Source organism: Paraburkholderia sp. BL25I1N1, from assembly GCF_003002025.1.
In the GTDB taxonomy this organism is placed as follows: domain Bacteria; phylum Pseudomonadota; class Gammaproteobacteria; order Burkholderiales; family Burkholderiaceae; genus Paraburkholderia.
On sequence record NZ_PVZB01000002.1, the window covers coordinates 137286 to 152309 of the forward strand.

Here is a 15024-nt window from a genome sequence, read left to right on the forward strand (position 1 = left end):
GTATTGGTGGGCGTGCTGCACAGATCTCACCGTTTTGCGGACGCTCCGCAGCACACGATGCGGCGTCAGGACACCGGTCAATCTATGTCGGTGCGCCGGTCACGCGCTTTACCGCGCGGGCTTACGCGTTCCACCATACGTGTTCGGCAAATGAAAAGCCCATCATCGCCCCCGTTGGGATCGACCCGAGTCCTTGCAGACGCTTGTCGTTCGCATCGAGAATACTGATGAACGCCGGAATACCGATGCTGCCCTGCGTCGCAACGATCTGCTGCATATCACCGTACATCTGCTTGCGTTTGGTCTCGTCCGTTTCCGATCGTGCGGCGACGAGCAACTGGTCGAACTTTGGATTGTTCCAGCCCGACTCGTTCCATGGCGCATCCGATTTAAAGAACTGCGTGAACAGGACGTCCGCGCTCGAACGCGGATTCACGCTGCCAAAACCAAGCGGATGCTTCATCCAGTGATTCGACCAATAGCCATCGGCGGGCACGCGATTGATCGTCACGTTGACGCCGATCTTCGCGCCCGTCTGCTGCAGAAGTTCGGCCATCTCGATCGAGCCATTTGCGTCGGGCGTCGCGTAGATCGGAGGCAACGCCGGGCCGATCGCATTCGCCTTCTTGAAGTAATACTTGGCCTTGTCCAGATCCACCTGCCGTTGCGGCACCGATGCATTGAAATAGCGATGCCCCGGCGGAATCGGCTGATCGTTGCCGATCACGGCATAGCCGCGAAATACGGCAGTACGAATCTGCTCGCGGTCGAACATGTATTTCATGCCCTCGACGAAGTCCGCGTTGCCGGAGAGCGGATTGTCATGTCGCATGATCAGATCGCTATAGAGCCCCGACTTCGTTTCGAGCACCGCATAGCCCGGCGTCGACGCGATTCGCTGGGTCGAACGGGGATCGACGGAATTGATCAGGTGCACGTCGCCGGCCAGCAAAGCGTTCACGCGGGCGGCGTTATCGCCGATCCCGATGAGTTCGATCTGGTCCAGATAAGGCAGACCCGGCTTCCAGTAGTTCTCATTGCGCACGCCAATGGTGGTCACACCCGGCTTGAACGTTTTGACCTTGTACGGACCAGTACCGATTCCCGACGAGAAGTCGGTCGTACCGTTTTTGACGATGACGAACTGCGGCGTGGCGAGGATGACCGGCAGGTCGGCATTGGCCGACGTCAGCGTCAACGTCACTTCGTTTGGACCGCTTGCCTTGATATCGGTGAACTGATCGGCCAGCGTTTTCACCTTCGAGCCAATCGCAGGGTCCTTGTGGCGCATCAGCGAATACACGACATCCGCCGGTGTCAGCGCCTTGCCGTCATGAAAGGTCGCGCCCTTGCGAAGCTTGATGATCCAGACGCGACCGTCGGACGTATCCAACGCTTCCGCAAGATTCATCTGCGGTGTCAAGCTTTGGTCCAGTTGCGTGAGTCCGCTATAGAACATGAAGAAGCGAATGTAGTCGGACCCTGCGGAGCCCTTGGCCGGGTCCATGGTGTCCGCACTCGATCCGGCGTCATACGCCACCCGGATCGCTCCGCCCTTCTTGGGCGCCGGCGCGGCGATCGCCGACTTCGCACCGGCGAACAGTCCGCCGGCGCCAGTGGCAAGCATTCCGCCGGCGGCGAGAAGACGCATCATGTCGCGTCGGCTGATACCGCCATTCTTGATCTGGGCGTCGTTCATGCGAACTGCTCCTTACATAGAGAGATTGATGGTGCAATGACAACTGAACCTGGCGCGGCCTCGTGCGATGCCGTCTCTGTTGAAACTTGACACCCGTCGCCTGGAACGGCTCGCAACGGACTCGTGACGAACCAATTTAATCACCGCAAAAAATGGCCTTTATTGCAAACGAGGCATCCCAACCATTCAAATCGATCGTTCTTGGTGGGGTGCACAGCATGATTTGCGTGGCCATGGGGGGCGGATGTTGTCTGTCGATTCTTCGCGTCGACCTCAAACCTGGCGTTGCGAACCGACGCGCCTATTTTTGTGCGACAGCTTAAATCTCAATCTTCAGACCGAAGTGGAGTGCCGGAAGCGGCACGGCGGTGCGAGCGGGTTCGGCGTCTCCGACCCGGCCTGACACGAAAATCAGGTCTTGCGCAATTGAAATATGGCTGTAGTGGCCACCCGGCTTTGCCCGTGCCGCCGGATTGACCGTCTGCGGGAACTGATCCATGGGGGCACTCGAATCTGGAAATCGGCGAATTCGCAGCCACCGGTTTTGAATGGCCGCCGGGGCAAGCGGCATCACCGTGTCCACGCTGAAGGAAGCCGAGCAGTTTTTTGCGAGCGGCATTCGTGACATCGCCTACGCAATGGGTATGGCGCCAACCAGGCTCTCACGGGGCGCTTGCGCTGCGGGGAAAGGACTACGGACTGAAAATTGTCGCCGACAGCGTCGCTTGCGCACCAGCCGACCGGACTTCCCGTGATCATCGACGCCGTCCGGCGGATTGACGCTTACACTGCCGTCACGAGACGAGCGCGGCGACTCAAGTTAATTGTCGGGCTGGTCGCCTGCGCGGGGCGGGCCCCCTCGCTGTCGCTGCGCGTGCAGCATGCGATCACGTTCCGCTTGCGCGGCGTTCGGTGCGTCGACCGGGTCATCACGCTGCCGCATCAGCCAGTAGACGCTCCCCAGCGCCATCAGCGCAAATGCAAGCGCCGCGATCTGGGCGGGCGCACTGGCCGGATCGAGAATGATGAATTTGCGGGCGATAGCCAGTAGCGCAACCAGAAGCACCGTTTTGACCTGCACGATGTGATCGCGCCGCGCCATCACCCGCGTAATCGAATGTTTGAATTCCATCGCGATCAGCAACGTCATGACCATACCGAAGACGGTCTGATACACCGCGTGATCCAGTGGGTTCAGCGCATCCGCAACCAGCAATGAAATCACCGCCTGAATCAACTGCCAGAGCGACACGAGGATGATGATGGAAATCACGACGCTCAGCACATGCGCGACAAGCTGCTCGAATCGTTCATAAAAGGTGAGCATCGCCCACTGCAGACGCAACGCATCGAGATCCTTGCGCAGCCAGCCTTTCTTACTTTCCATGATTTGACTCCCGGACGGCCGTGGCTGCGCCGCGAACGCGCCCCGCGCGCATGGATTGCACATGAACTGTGCACAGTTCATTCGACGCTCGGGTAACGCACATGCTACGGTCTTTCGCGCTTGCGGCTTCTCGCGGATAGCTGCCCAAGGCGGAACTGACATATCCAGTGATTGAAAACAGAGACCGAACTATCTCGCGCTTCTGATACGGGTTCCTGTCATGTATTCGAAGAAGTACTAAGCCTCGAGCAGCAGTTCCATGCACTGTACCCCAACGAGCGCAAGATGGAATACGCGATTTCGGCGGCGTTACGGGGATTGCCTCACTGCCGCCCCACGCGGGATGTGCCGACAGGTCGTCAACCGCTTATAAGATGTGTGCAGCTCTTGCCTCGCGTGACTCACGGTTTCAATGCAGCGACACGCGCGCCTCTTTCCGGAGCCTTTCTGGCTTTTGCGCATTTTCCGATCAGCTTTGTTGCGTGCACTCCCTTGATGCGGTCCGCGGATGCGAGCGATTGTCCAAACATCCCCGGATTAGCGACTAGACTTAAAGCATCGTTGGCGCATGCTCACGCGAAAGGAACGTATGCGCCATTCAGTCACGAACCGCACATGCGACCGAGAGAGGCAGACCGATGGGGAAGACCGTTCGAACCGCTGAGCAGATTCGCGACGAACTGCAGAACCGCGTGGCAAAAATCGCTGCGGACGTGCCGGGAGCTTTGCGCGTGCGCATACCGCTACCGGAGCGGTGTCCGCCGGACGCATCCGGCCGCAACTGGAACATCGTGCCGCTCAACGACCTCGGCGCGAATTGCGCACATCATGTCCAGAAGGCGATCGAAGACATGCGTACCGAGTTCGTGCTTCCAGATTGACGCCTTGATACGAAACCGGAGCGGCCCATGCGAACGCACGCGTTTGAACGTCGAGCCTGCGGGATCGAGCAGAACGCATATGGCGCGTGGCAGACAATCGCACGACCCGACGTGATGGAACCCTTAGTAGAAAACGAACAAGACCGGGCGGTATCGCAAAAGACGCCTCTTACCATGGGCTTACGATGCCTGAATACGGCGAACCGCAACTATCCCGGCGCGGCCGCCTGCTTGGGAAACGCGTGAAACGAAGGAATCTCCCACCTAAAGGCGAATAGCATGGTCACGGTCAGGATCTATGGGCCAATGCGCAGCGCAAATGGCTACGCGCTACGCGACTTCCTGCATCGCTGCGATATACCGTTCGAATGGATCGAACTGCGCAGCGATAAAGAAGCGGAGGAACTGGCGCACGTGCAGCATCTTTCCGATTCGCGCTTGCCGGTCTGCGTCTTCGACGACGGCACGCGGCTCGAATGTCCCACCATCCGGCAAATCACCGAGAAGCTCGGCTGGTTCGCAAGTCCGTCCCGTGAGGCCTACGATCTCGCGATTTACGGCGCGGGACCGGCGGGTTTGAGCGCGGCGGTGTACGGTGCATCGGAGGGCTTGCGTACGGTACTGGTGGAGCGTTGGGCACTGGGCGGCCAGGCAGGCAGCAGTTCCAAAATCGAGAACTACCTGGGCTTTCCACAGGGCGTGAGCGGCGTGGACCTCGCTGAACGGGCGCGCGTCCAGGCCGTCAAGTTCGGCGCCGAAATCCTGCTGGCGCGCGCCGGCGTCCACGCGGAGTTTCCGCCAGGGCGTGGCATCGTGTATCTGGAAGACGGCACACGTATCACGGCGCGCACGTCTATCTGCGCAACCGGCGTGGCATATCGCACGCTAGGGCTGAGCGGCGAAGAGCGCTTTCTTGGCGCGGGCCTTTATTACGGCGCGGGCGCGAGTGAGGCCGAGCTGATCCACGGCGAAGACGTATATGTGGTGGGCGGCGGCAATTCGGCCGGACAGGCCGCCATGCATTTTTCGCAGACCGCCAGCCGCGTCTATATGCTCGTGCGTGACGCATCGCTTAAGAACACGCTGTCCCACTACCTGATGGATCGCGTCACGTCGGCGCCGAACATTGAAGTGCGCACGTGCACCGAAGTTACCGCGCTCGCAGGCAGTGACGTGTTGCAGGAGATCACGCTGACCGATGTGCGCACCGGCCGGCAAAGCACGGCAAGGACGAATTGGCTATTCGTCTGCATTGGTGGCGTGCCGCAGACTGAATGGGCGCAAGACGTCGGCATTGTCCGCGATGAAGGCGGCTATCTAGTGACCGGTCCTGATCTGCAGGAATATCGGGCGACCCTGAACTGGCCGCTCGAACGCGCGCCGCTGCATCTGGAAACATGTGTGCCCGGCGTATTCGCAGCTGGCGACGTGCGTCACGCATCGATCAAGCGCGTGGCGTCGGCGGTCGGCGAGGGAGCGATGGCGGTGGCGCTGGTGCATCGCTATCTGAATAGCGCCTGAGCGTAAGCACAACAACCTTGGTCCGCACGTCTGTGCGAACCTGTCCGAGGAGTACCGTCATGACCCCTGGTTGCACGCACCTGGGCGAGGCCCGCATTCTCCACACATCCATCGACTATTGCGAGGACTGCGTGAAGCTTGGCCAGCCGTGGGTACATTTGAGGCTTTGTCTTTCGTGCGGCCACGTCGGCTGTTGCGATTCGTCGCCTAACCGGCATGCAAGCAAACATTTTCACGCCACGGGCCACCCGCTGGTACGCTCAATCGAACCCGGCGAAGCGTGGATCTGGTGCTATCGCGACGAGATCATCGCAGGTGAACTCGAATCGTAATGCCGACGCCGCCCGCACGTGCGAGCGGCTTCGCGTTCCTGAGCATGCCGGCGTCACGCGTGCGCCGGTGCCGGCTTCGACGCCTCGCTGAGCGCTTCTGTGCGCGTGGCGCCTTTCTGCACACGCACAGAGTGCGTACCCGAGTCGTAGACCATTGTGACCTTGTCGCCGTCGCGCACGTCGCCTCGCAACAGCGCATCGGCGAGTTGCGATTCCACTTCAAGACGGATCTTGCGCTTAAGCATACGCGCGCCAAATTCGGAGTCATAGCCGATCTGTGCAAGGTGATCGCGCATTCCCGCGCGCGGTGCGCTTACGGATGCAATGGCGCGTGTGGCTCGCCGGTCAGGCCGTCATGGTGCCAGGCGCGCGCAGTGATGCCGAGTACGAACAGCAGCGCGCCCGTGAACAACGCATACACGCCGATCAGCCAGACGAGCGCTAGTGCGCCGGCGCCGGCGCCGGGAAAGAGCAGCACGAGGATGCCGAACAGCACGGATAGCACTCCGGTTAGCACCAGCATCCACGCATTGCGCAGGCGCTTATGCAGCCGCGTTGCTGCGATCAGATCGAATACGCCTGTGATAATTGCGTTCGCGCCCATGACGGCGACCAGCACAAGCGCGGTAATGCCCGGCACCAGCGCGGCAATCACACCGGCGCCGATACTGCAGATGCCGAGCAGCAAGGGCACCCAAAGGCAAGGTCCGACTACAACAGCGAGCATCACTGATATATGGCTCGCATCGTGCGTGATCTCGGGGTCATAGATCACCGTCTTCGGTAACACATGCCGCCGCGTCCCCTACCTTTCAGACAGCCCTCGGTCAGGCCATACATCGATGTCATTCTTGAGCCCGCATACGCGGTCGGGATCGCGATGATCGGTAGGCGCGGTTGGAGCGAATTACGAATCTGCCTTAAGCCGCCTTGAAATCGACGTAAAGTTAGGTATGCGACGATGCAAGGAGAAAACGTCCGCTCATTATGGAGTAAGCAATGGGATCGACCCCGGATCACAAGTTACGCTGCCAACCGATGAACGTTGCTTTCACCCATGGCGGGCTGCATTCGGTGCAGGGATTTCGGCTCGTTATACCGACGGGTGGCACTGTTGTGCAGGCTGCGGGCTGCGACGAGGGTGGAATGAGTCAATCGATCCTGATAAATGCACCGTTTGTCGCGGTTATTCCTGCCGGGGTGCAATTGGCCACCATTGCTGACAACGATCCCAGGGGATGGGTTATCGCACTCAAACCGGGCGTTCTTGGCCAAGTCTCGCAAGAAGCGTTTGGCGCGGTTCCGAAATGGTCCAAGTCCTGGGATCCGTTCCTGCGCGAGGCCGCGGACACATTGGGTGCTTTGCATAACGCCGATCTCATCGACGCTGCCTGCGCCGACGCCTTTGCCGATGTCATCTCGGTGCACATCGCGCTGCGCTACGGGCACTGCGCGGGCGCGGTCGAACCGGACATGCCGCTTACGCGTCAGATGCTGACTCGCATTCAAGCCTTCGTTCATGAGAACATCGCCGAAACCATTCTGGTCGAGCAACTCGCAGTTCTGGTGCACATGAGCGCATCAAACTTTGCACGCGGTTTCAAAACGGCGACAGGTAACCCGCCCCATCTGTACGTGACACTCGAACGAGTGAAATTTGCCAGGACGATGTTGTGCGAGGAGACCATTCCCCTCGTCGACGTTGGCGCGCGCGCCGGGTTTCAGACTCAGCAGCATTTCACCGACGTGTTTCATCGATATACCGGCGTGACGCCGCGCGCATTCCGGCTGGCCCACCGGAACGTCAGTAGCTGACTGACATGACGATGAAGAACGCTGGACACCGATTGACCCGGTCCCCACTCTGCCGCCGATCAACGAATTTTCCTGCCCGGATGCCGCGTGTCCGTCAATGACGGAGATACCGGTGCGCCAACGCTTCGTAGAGCGGAGGCGCAAAGAGTTTCGACACCTGACTCGACACCAGTGCCGTCGCCATCAGCGAAATCACCAGCGCGTGCCCGTCGATCATTTCGATGACGATGACGAACGCCGTGATCGGACTCTGGGTGACGGCGGCGAGATAACCGACCATACCGAGCGCGATCAACATCGGCAATTGCATTTGTCCGAACACGATGTGCAATGCGTTGCCGATCCCCGCGCCGATGGCCAGCGACGGCGCAAAAAGGCCGCCCGGCGTGCCCGGCAGATACGAGCCCACCATCGACGCCATTTTCAGGGCCGGATAGGCCGCGCCGAGTTGCAAACGACCTTCGAGCATTCCGCGAGCTTCCGCATAGCCGCTGCCAAAGAGATGACCGCCGCTGGCCACGCCGATTGTGGCAATGAAGAGGCCGCAAACTGCGCCGAACGCCACGGGACGGACCTTTCGAAGCGTGCATAACCAGGCGGGCATCCATCGTTCGGTATTGAGCAGTAGCCAGCAGAACACGCCGCCGCCAACGCCGGTGATCACACCAACCAGAATGACCGCGACGGCCAGCAGATCGGGCAGTTTGCTCCCGATGGCAATCGTGCCGAAATACACATAGTTGCCCTGAAGCGCCAGCGAGACGACGCCCGCGAAAATAATTGCCGTGATAATGACGCCGCTGGTTCGTGCTTCGAAGCTGCGCGTGAGTTCCTCGATGGCGAAGACGACGCCCGCGAGCGGCGCATTGAACGCGGCGGACAGCCCCGCGGCCGCGCCCGCGAGCGCGAGCTTGCGTTCGAGACCGACGCCGTAAATGCTGCGCAGCCGTGCCGGGTAGAAACGCCGAAGGCTAAACATCAGCGCGGCGCCGACGTGAATCGTCGGCCCTTCGCGGCCGATTGTGAAGCCACCGAGAATCACAAGGAATGAAAGGGCAATTTTACCGATCAGGATGCGCAGCGTAAGCAGACGCGGGCCGCGTGCGCGTACATCGTGTAGCGTCGCGATGACCTGCGGAATGCCGCTGCCCTCTGAACCGGGGAACCAGCGGCGCGTGGCCCAGACGCTAAAAGCGGCGATCGCCGGCGTGACGAGCAGCGGCAGCCACCAGTTGTGGGCGATCATTCGCAAAAAGATGTCGTAGCCGAAGTCGATGAGCCGCGCGTACAAGACGGCCGCGAGCCCCGTTATGATGGCGCCGAGCCAGAACAAGCCGAAATACAGCCAACGCCGCCGGCTACGCAGGATTGCGCGCCGGTCGATAAACGAGAGAAGTTGCACGGAGCCGCCGGGAAAATGACATTTAAGGCAGATTGTGACATAAGTTGCCTTGGGCGCCCCGCGGGACTTGTCCCACTGCTGTCAACTAGCTACCCATGTTGCCGAAAATCCAGCCGAACGCCCCATAGAGCGCCTTGTGCTCAGCCGCCAGCTCCAGCAAAAATCTTTCGCCCTTGGGTGTGAGGCGAATCTGCACCTGGCGACCGTCGGCGGGATCCGGTGTGCGCGTTACGAGCCCCGCCGATTCGCAACGCGAGACGAGCGCCGCGGTGCCGTTCGGCGCCGCCTGCAACCGCTCCGCGAGTTCGCCAACGGTCGCCCATTGCCGGTCAGGAAAGCCGTACACGTGCAGCAGCAACTGATACTGGAGTGTCGTGATGCCCGCGGCATTGGCGATTTCTTCGGAAGCACGCAGGAACTTGCGCAGGTCGTAACGGAACGCAGACATCGCCTCGATGTCGCGCTTGCCCGGCGGCGGTTGTCTGGATGATTTGCCTGATTTCATGTCGAGTCTCTGCCGCCGGGCGGTCGTGCCCCAGCGGCTGGTTGCGGGGCAAACGGGTCGATGCCGAGGCAGTGATTGCGCACGGCCGACTCCGCCGTCGGGGAGGTTACCATGCGCGTGTTGTCGGCTACAGGTAGCGCCCCTTGGGTGGCGTTCGGGATGCTTCGTTCATCTCGCGACCGATCTTATCGAATGCCTGCACTTAAGGTTTGAGTACCACCTTGATGCAACCGTCCTCCTTGTCGCGGAACGTCCTGTACATGCCCGGCCCCTCTTCCAGCGACACTGTGTGGGTGATCACAAACGAAGGATCAATTTGTCCGTCCTGTATCCGTTTAAGCAGATCATCGGTCCATCGGTTGACGTGGGTCTGCCCCATCTTCCAGGTCAGCCCCTTGTTCATCGACGCGCCGAACGGGATCTTGTCGATCAGTCCGCCATACACGCCCGGCACCGAGAGCGTGCCTGCCGGGCGGCACACGTAAATCATTTCACGCAGCACATGCGGGCGATCTGTCTCCAGCATGACCGCTTGCTTGACCCTGTCGTACACGGCGTCGAACGAGCGCGTAGCGTGCGATTCCATGCCGACGGCGTCGATGCACTTTTCCGGACCCTTCCCCTGCGTGAGGTCCTTGAGGCGATCAAGGACGCTTTCCTGATCGAAGTTGATCGTGACTGCCCCGCTCGCTTGCGCCATGGCGAGCCGCTCAGGCACACGGTCTATCACGACCACCTGCTTTGCACCCAGCAGAATCGCGCTACGAATCGCCATCTGCCCGACCGGTCCCGCGCCCCAGATGGCAACGGTGTCGTCAGGCTGGATGTCGCAGTTCACCGCAGCCTGCCAACCGGTCGGAAAAATGTCACCGAGAAAAAGGACCTGCTCGTCGGTGAGTCCCTCCGGAATCCTGACATGCGTCGTGTCCGCCATCGGAACACGAACATATTCCGCCTGGCCGCCGGGATAGCCGCCGGTCAGATGCGAGTAGCCGAAAAGTCCGGCAGTGGTGTGGCCGAAGACCTTATCGGCTTTTTCCTTATTGCGGTTGCTACGCTCGCACACGGAAAAGTTGCCGCGTTTGCACTGATCGCACTCGCCGCAAAAGATGGTAAAGGGAACAACGACACGATCGCCAACCTTCAGCTTTGCGTTGTCCTTGCCAACCTCCACGACCTCCCCCATGAATTCGTGGCCCATGATGTCGCCGCTTTCCATCGTCGGCATAAACCCATCGAACAGATGCAGATCGGAACCGCAGATCGCGCAACTCGATACCTTGATAATCGCGTCGCGGCCCTCTTCAATTACAGGATCAGGGACCGTATCGCAACGGATGTCGTGCTTGCCATGCCAGCGAAGTGCTCTCATCGTGAGGCTCCTTTCAGGAAAAGTTAGGTAGAACCAGCTCGCTTCTGAGTGATCTTTCGATGCATTCACGACGCCGCGCCGTCGCTTCATCGGTTCTAGCTCATCTCGGGCGCGATCGCTGCATGGTTGAGAAGCGCAACCAGGGAGGTGCCGCCTATCACGTTGCCGGCAAGAGTCGGCAACAGAAACTTGGCGAAGTAGTCCGCCGGCGACGCGATGCCCGCAAGCCAGGCATAAGCAATTTCGGTTGAACCGGCGATGATGTGCGAGAGATGCGTTACCCCGACGACGTACGTGATCAGCAGCACCGTCAGCAGGCGGCCGGATCGCGCACTGGGCAGCAGCCAGACCATCAGCGCGATCAGCCAGCCGGCCAGGAGCGCGCGAACCACCGTGGGCATGGGCGTTGATGAAGCCATTGCGTCGACCGATATCCGGCGCAGCGAGTCAATTACGTCGGCGGAGAAGACTCCTGGAATGCGCAGCATAGCTGCGAAAATCCATGTGCCGATGAGGTTGCACAGCAGTACAACGGCCCACAGGCGTAACGCTTTCCGAACTGTGCTTGCGTCGCGGCGGGTGAGCACCGGCAGTACGACTGTCAACGTGCTTTCCGTGAATAACTGCTGACGTCCCATGATGACCAGCACAAATCCAACGGTGTATCCAAAACTGGAGACGAGTGAGCGCCAGTGTGCCTCCGGCAGTTGGGCCTCGAGCACCGCTGGTATAAGAAAAGAGAATCCCATCGACAGCCCTGCCGCGAGCGACGACCAGGCCAGCGCGCCGATCGTCCGAGCAAGCGCGGCCTCCCCTTCTTCCCGAACAATCTCGTGAAGCACCAATGCATGAGGCGACGCGTGATCCGCTGCCTGATCCTGCTGCCCCTCGTCCAGATGCGGCGAATCTGCACCCGCCTCCTGCGCGTCGGGCACCGACGATCTATCAGCCGCGACGTGGCGATCGTCCGCCCCGCGCAGGTCAGTCTGGTCTGGCGGCATGAACGCACTCCTCTATTGGGTTGGTTTTTTGGTGGACGGGTTGATCGGTAACGCATCGCCCGCCTCTTTCGCGTGTTGGCATTCGGAGCCGCATTCTGCGGAGCGCCTGCGCGCTCCGCAGTCTGAGACAGCGGCGGCCGTTCGTTCAGGCCTGTTCAGCTCTCGCCTGACCGGCCTTTGATCTGCTGCCGCTCTTTCGGGTGCTTTCGTCATCGCCGTCCTGCTGCGAGGCCTTCGCGTTACCCGCCCTTTCGGCAAACTCACCCAACTTCAGATCGGTTGCCTTTTCTTCCTCAAGCGTTGCCTGCAGCAACTTCACCCCTTCGGTGAAACCGAGTTGCTTACCGATAGCGCAAAGGCTGCCGTATGCAGCGATTTCATAGTGCTCGACCTTCTGCGCCGCAGCCACAAGCCCCGCATCCAGGACCGGCCCCTTTTCGATTTCGTCGATCAACTCCTGACCTTCCTCGATCAGTCCTTCCATTGCGACACACTTCATTCTCTTCAAACGGATGTCGCACGTCTCGACAACCTGATCGATCCGTTCCACCTGCCCTTGCGTTTCTTCAAGGTGAATCTTGAACGCTTCGCTCAACTGCGGATCGGAAGCGGCGCGTGACAGCTTCGCGAGGGCCTTGGTCAACTGCTTCTCCGCACTATAGATATCGGAAAGCATGTGAATAAACAGATCATCGATGGTTTTGCGCTGTGCCATGGCGGCCTCCTGATAGGGTGAGTAGAGTCTGTCACCGCGCAACGGCTGTGCCCGCACGGCGCAGAGGACGGCACCGGTGTGCGGCTCGTGCGCGGGGTGGCCGGCCCACCCGCGACCTGACCGAACGCCGCTATCCGTGCCGATAGGTCCTTGATCGCGAATGGGCCGCTGCCTCGTGCTGCGAAAATGACCCCGCAGAGGCACAGGCACCGTCGTGCCGATGCCCGCACCGTTGCCCGGCCTAAACCGCTGCTTAGCCGGCCGTAACAGCGCCAGCCTGGCCGGATCCGAGATCAGCGCCAGTCGTCGGGTCGGCGGTGACGTCGGACGCAGTGCGCGAAGCCATGCTTTGCAGCACCGCGATGTCTTCTTCCGACACCTGCACGGTCGCGAGGCCGTCGCCCCCGTCAACTGCCGGTTGCGGATCTTCAACGAACTCCCATTCAGGACCCTCGTTCCACGGCCCGCGAACGTCCTCGCCGGAGGACATGTTGTAGTAGACGTTCGTGAATTCCGGATTGCCGGGCACCTTGCCCTGCGGGAAATTGGGCTGAATGGAATGCAGCGCCTTTTCAAACGACTTCTGATGCGCGATTTCACGCGTCATCAGGAACCCGAGCGCCTCTTTGATACCCGGGTCGTCGGTGACATTGATCAGCCGTTCGTACACGATCTTTGCGCGCGCCTCCGCAGCGATGTTGGATCGCAGATCAGCGGTCGGCTCGCCGATCGTATCGATATAGGCCGCGGTCCAGGGCACGCCGGCCGAATTTGTCAGCGCAGGGCCGCCGCCATACAGAAGCGCGGTGGTGTGCGAGTCGTTCCCGCCGCCGGTCAATGAGCGGTAAAGTTCCGCCTCCTGCTCGACACCCTCGGCGAGTTGGCCTTTCGCCCCCTTGTTAAGCATGGCGACTATTGAGCCGATCACCTCGAGGTGGCTCAACTCCTCCGTTGCGATGTCGAAGAGCATGTCGCGCCGGCCCGGATCGTCCTCTGCGACGGCCTGCGTGAAGTATCGGCAGGCGGCGGCGAGTTCTCCCTGAGGTCCACCGAACTGTTCGAGCAGCAGGTTCGCGAGACCGGGATTCGGCGTGGCAACCCGTACGGTGTATTGCAGTCGTTTATTGTGCACAAACATATCATTCTCCATTCAGACAGGTGTCCTCCATGGGATCGGCTGATCCGGGAAAGACAACCTTGGGTTTGCGAGGATGTAAGTGCAGGCAGGACGATCGCGGTGCGGATGCGGATGTCACTTGCGCTGTCTCAGAGCAAAGCTCTGGCGTGCGTTAAGGCGAGATGCCTTCTGCCGATGCGCATGCGCCGTGCCAGCGCTTTTCTCGCTGCCCGAACGCCCTTTCCGGCGGCCTTCTGGTCTTGGGGTCAGGAAGCCTCTACAAGGCCCGGAGCGCCGCGATCGGAAAACCTCACCGCATCGGGGAGCGCGCGGGTTGATGTGCATGCATCTATTCATGGAAACACGCGATGAAAAAAATGCTTGCACGACTGGCAAGCGATGTCCCCGCGCTTGAAGAAATCTGCGGCGGCGGCCTTGTTGCGGGCTGGCGGAGTCGCACGGCAGGCTGTTTCAGCCGCTATCGACGCTCGCTTTTTACGACGAGTGGCCAATCGAACGAGAGATCACCTACGTCGGTCTTCTTCGCGCGTTGCGTGATGAGGGTCTTCTGGCGCTCGTAGCGATGCCGCGTGTTGAACTGGCGCGGTTGAACGCAGGCGTGCTCGTGCTGGATGGCCGGCTGTACGAGCGCGAGATCGGTCAGACCAACCTTGACGTGCGCGCAGCCGGTGGGGCGGCTCAACAGGCTATTTACTGTATTTTCCATTTACAGCCTATTCTTTGTATTTGCCGGATACAGGATATATACTGTTTTTATCACCTACACGCCGGTTACTGTTTTTCACGACTTTCCGAGGTCGATCATGGGCTACCCCGTTAAAACCCCTCGCCAGTTGCGGCCCATTCTTGTCGGCTTCCGCAAGGCCGCCGGACTCACGCAGGCCCAGGTGGCGAGCCGTCTGGGAGTCACCCAGCAGACCTACGCCCAACTCGAGGCAAAGCCCGAGTCCACGAGCATAGACCGCCTATTCCACGTTTTGAAGGTGCTCAAGGTCGATATCGTTCTGACCCAGGCATTGAGCCCGGAGGATCTCGAAGGCCGCCCATCGGCGCGTCTGCGGACATCGGAGCCGCCGGCCGCGGCGAAACAGAGCGTGCCAACAAAGCGCGCGACCACTCCGGCCGTGAAGACAGCCGGTACCCGGAAAGCGGCCGCAACATCGGCGCGCGGTAGCACGCAAGGCACACCGAAGCCGCTCACGCGGAAGCGAGCGGCGTCAACAGCTGCTGCGCTCAAGAAGCGGGAGGACTGGTAA

At 60.5% G+C, this 15024-nt stretch carries 17 protein-coding genes and 2 pseudogenes; 6 read left to right on the forward strand and 13 right to left on the reverse strand.

Annotated elements, in window-relative coordinates; genetic code table 11:
• Positions 1 to 121 precede the first annotated feature (121 nt).
• Positions 122 to 1699 (reverse strand): ABC transporter substrate-binding protein, encoded by a 1578-nt coding sequence (locus B0G73_RS03445; RefSeq protein ID WP_106277933.1) that lies wholly within the window; start codon positions 1697 to 1699, stop codon positions 122 to 124.
• Between the two features lie 319 nt (positions 1700 to 2018).
• Positions 2019 to 2318 (reverse strand): hypothetical protein, encoded by a 300-nt coding sequence (locus tag B0G73_RS41835; RefSeq protein ID WP_374956995.1) that lies wholly within the window; start codon positions 2316 to 2318, stop codon positions 2019 to 2021.
• Between B0G73_RS41835 and B0G73_RS41070 the strand changes: the two are divergent.
• Positions 2248 to 2437 (forward strand): annotated as a pseudogene (locus tag B0G73_RS41070) (DSD1 family PLP-dependent enzyme); the annotation flags it as partial. The gene B0G73_RS41835 and the pseudogene B0G73_RS41070 sit on opposite strands and share 71 nt — an antisense overlap.
• 82 nt (positions 2438 to 2519) lie before the next feature.
• On the opposite strand, the gene B0G73_RS03460 reads toward B0G73_RS41070, so the two are convergent.
• Positions 2520 to 3086 carry a phosphate-starvation-inducible PsiE family protein gene (locus B0G73_RS03460; RefSeq protein WP_106278383.1) on the reverse strand — a complete coding sequence of 189 codons (567 nt, stop codon included), beginning with the start codon at positions 3084 to 3086 and terminating at the stop codon, positions 2520 to 2522.
• A gap of 638 nt (positions 3087 to 3724) precedes the next feature.
• Here B0G73_RS03460 and B0G73_RS03465 point away from each other — a divergent pair.
• From B0G73_RS03465 to B0G73_RS03475, 3 genes are all read left to right on the forward strand, one after another.
• Positions 3725 to 3967 carry a hypothetical protein gene (locus tag B0G73_RS03465; protein WP_106277937.1) on the forward strand — a complete coding sequence of 81 codons (243 nt, stop codon included), beginning with the start codon at positions 3725 to 3727 and terminating at the stop codon, positions 3965 to 3967.
• Between the two features lie 279 nt (positions 3968 to 4246).
• Positions 4247 to 5488, forward strand: coding sequence for an NAD(P)/FAD-dependent oxidoreductase (locus tag B0G73_RS03470; protein ID WP_106277939.1), 1242 nt, complete (start codon positions 4247 to 4249; stop codon positions 5486 to 5488).
• A gap of 59 nt (positions 5489 to 5547) precedes the next feature.
• Positions 5548 to 5820 (forward strand): UBP-type zinc finger domain-containing protein, encoded by a 273-nt coding sequence (locus B0G73_RS03475; RefSeq protein WP_106277940.1) that lies wholly within the window; start codon positions 5548 to 5550, stop codon positions 5818 to 5820.
• 53 nt (positions 5821 to 5873) lie between these two features.
• Here B0G73_RS03475 and B0G73_RS03480 read toward each other — a convergent pair whose 3' ends face one another.
• From B0G73_RS03480 to B0G73_RS41075, 3 genes and pseudogenes are all read right to left on the reverse strand, one after another.
• The gene (locus tag B0G73_RS03480; protein ID WP_258193165.1) at positions 5874 to 6116 is read right to left on the reverse strand and encodes a hypothetical protein; all 243 of its coding nucleotides are present in this window, start codon (positions 6114 to 6116) and stop codon (positions 5874 to 5876) included.
• A 17-nt stretch (positions 6117 to 6133) separates the two neighbouring features.
• Entirely contained in the window at positions 6134 to 6595 is a 462-nt protein-coding gene (locus tag B0G73_RS03485) for an HdeD family acid-resistance protein (RefSeq protein ID WP_258193172.1), read from the reverse strand.
• Positions 6572 to 6726: pseudogene (locus tag B0G73_RS41075) on the reverse strand (iron-containing alcohol dehydrogenase); the annotation flags it as partial. The gene B0G73_RS03485 and the pseudogene B0G73_RS41075, both read right to left, overlap by 24 nt.
• A gap of 93 nt (positions 6727 to 6819) precedes the next feature.
• On the opposite strand from B0G73_RS41075, the gene B0G73_RS03490 reads away from it, so the two are divergent.
• Complete coding sequence (locus B0G73_RS03490) at positions 6820 to 7635, forward strand: helix-turn-helix domain-containing protein (RefSeq protein ID WP_258193166.1); 816 nt, start codon at positions 6820 to 6822, stop codon at positions 7633 to 7635.
• A gap of 94 nt (positions 7636 to 7729) precedes the next feature.
• Here the strand turns inward: B0G73_RS03490 and B0G73_RS03495 are convergent, their stop codons facing one another.
• The 7 genes from B0G73_RS03495 to B0G73_RS03525 form a co-directional block, all read right to left on the reverse strand.
• The gene (locus B0G73_RS03495; RefSeq protein WP_106277942.1) at positions 7730 to 9037 is read right to left on the reverse strand and encodes a chloride channel protein; all 1308 of its coding nucleotides are present in this window, start codon (positions 9035 to 9037) and stop codon (positions 7730 to 7732) included.
• A gap of 85 nt (positions 9038 to 9122) precedes the next feature.
• The gene (locus B0G73_RS03500; protein ID WP_106277944.1) at positions 9123 to 9542 is read right to left on the reverse strand and encodes a MarR family winged helix-turn-helix transcriptional regulator; all 420 of its coding nucleotides are present in this window, start codon (positions 9540 to 9542) and stop codon (positions 9123 to 9125) included.
• A gap of 202 nt (positions 9543 to 9744) precedes the next feature.
• Positions 9745 to 10914: a zinc-dependent alcohol dehydrogenase gene (locus tag B0G73_RS03505; RefSeq protein WP_106277946.1), complete on the reverse strand. Its 1170-nt coding sequence runs from the start codon at positions 10912 to 10914 to the stop codon at positions 9745 to 9747.
• Between the two features lie 95 nt (positions 10915 to 11009).
• Positions 11010 to 11915 carry a formate/nitrite transporter family protein gene (locus B0G73_RS03510; RefSeq protein ID WP_106277948.1) on the reverse strand — a complete coding sequence of 302 codons (906 nt, stop codon included), beginning with the start codon at positions 11913 to 11915 and terminating at the stop codon, positions 11010 to 11012.
• A gap of 145 nt (positions 11916 to 12060) precedes the next feature.
• Positions 12061 to 12630 (reverse strand): ferritin-like domain-containing protein, encoded by a 570-nt coding sequence (locus B0G73_RS03515; RefSeq protein WP_106277950.1) that lies wholly within the window; start codon positions 12628 to 12630, stop codon positions 12061 to 12063.
• 253 nt (positions 12631 to 12883) lie between these two features.
• Positions 12884 to 13768, reverse strand: a complete 885-nt coding sequence (locus B0G73_RS03520) for a manganese catalase family protein (RefSeq protein ID WP_106277952.1) — start codon at positions 13766 to 13768, stop codon at positions 12884 to 12886.
• Between the two features lie 457 nt (positions 13769 to 14225).
• Complete coding sequence (locus B0G73_RS03525; RefSeq protein WP_146144148.1) at positions 14226 to 14474, reverse strand: hypothetical protein; 249 nt, start codon at positions 14472 to 14474, stop codon at positions 14226 to 14228.
• Positions 14475 to 14571: 97 nt separating this feature from the next.
• Here B0G73_RS03525 and B0G73_RS03530 point away from each other — a divergent pair, with 97 nt between their 5' ends.
• Positions 14572 to 15024 carry a helix-turn-helix transcriptional regulator gene (locus B0G73_RS03530; RefSeq protein ID WP_106277956.1) on the forward strand — a complete coding sequence of 151 codons (453 nt, stop codon included), beginning with the start codon at positions 14572 to 14574 and terminating at the stop codon, positions 15022 to 15024.

Excerpts from the sequence above, each read along its gene's own strand:
- B0G73_RS03445 (WP_106277933.1), bottom strand. The coding sequence starts at position 1,699 with ATGAACGACGCCCAGATCAAGAATGGCGGTATCAGCCGACGCGACATG.
- B0G73_RS03505 (WP_106277946.1), bottom strand. The coding sequence starts at position 10,914 with ATGAGAGCACTTCGCTGGCATGGCAAGCACGACATCCGTTGCGATACG.
- B0G73_RS03470 (WP_106277939.1), top strand. The coding sequence starts at position 4,247 with ATGGTCACGGTCAGGATCTATGGGCCAATGCGCAGCGCAAATGGCTAC.
- B0G73_RS03460 (WP_106278383.1), bottom strand. The coding sequence starts at position 3,086 with ATGGAAAGTAAGAAAGGCTGGCTGCGCAAGGATCTCGATGCGTTGCGT.
- B0G73_RS03510 (WP_106277948.1), bottom strand. The coding sequence starts at position 11,915 with ATGCCGCCAGACCAGACTGACCTGCGCGGGGCGGACGATCGCCACGTC.
- B0G73_RS03530 (WP_106277956.1), top strand. The coding sequence starts at position 14,572 with ATGGGCTACCCCGTTAAAACCCCTCGCCAGTTGCGGCCCATTCTTGTC.
- B0G73_RS03525 (WP_146144148.1), bottom strand. The coding sequence starts at position 14,474 with ATGGAAAATACAGTAAATAGCCTGTTGAGCCGCCCCACCGGCTGCGCG.
- B0G73_RS03490 (WP_258193166.1), top strand. The coding sequence starts at position 6,820 with ATGGGATCGACCCCGGATCACAAGTTACGCTGCCAACCGATGAACGTT.
- B0G73_RS03465 (WP_106277937.1), top strand. The coding sequence starts at position 3,725 with ATGGGGAAGACCGTTCGAACCGCTGAGCAGATTCGCGACGAACTGCAG.
- B0G73_RS41835 (WP_374956995.1), bottom strand. The coding sequence starts at position 2,318 with ATGCCGCTCGCAAAAAACTGCTCGGCTTCCTTCAGCGTGGACACGGTG.
- B0G73_RS03475 (WP_106277940.1), top strand. The coding sequence starts at position 5,548 with ATGACCCCTGGTTGCACGCACCTGGGCGAGGCCCGCATTCTCCACACA.
- B0G73_RS03480 (WP_258193165.1), bottom strand. The coding sequence starts at position 6,116 with ATGCGCGATCACCTTGCACAGATCGGCTATGACTCCGAATTTGGCGCG.
- B0G73_RS03515 (WP_106277950.1), bottom strand. The coding sequence starts at position 12,630 with ATGGCACAGCGCAAAACCATCGATGATCTGTTTATTCACATGCTTTCC.
- B0G73_RS03520 (WP_106277952.1), bottom strand. The coding sequence starts at position 13,768 with ATGTTTGTGCACAATAAACGACTGCAATACACCGTACGGGTTGCCACG.
- B0G73_RS03500 (WP_106277944.1), bottom strand. The coding sequence starts at position 9,542 with ATGAAATCAGGCAAATCATCCAGACAACCGCCGCCGGGCAAGCGCGAC.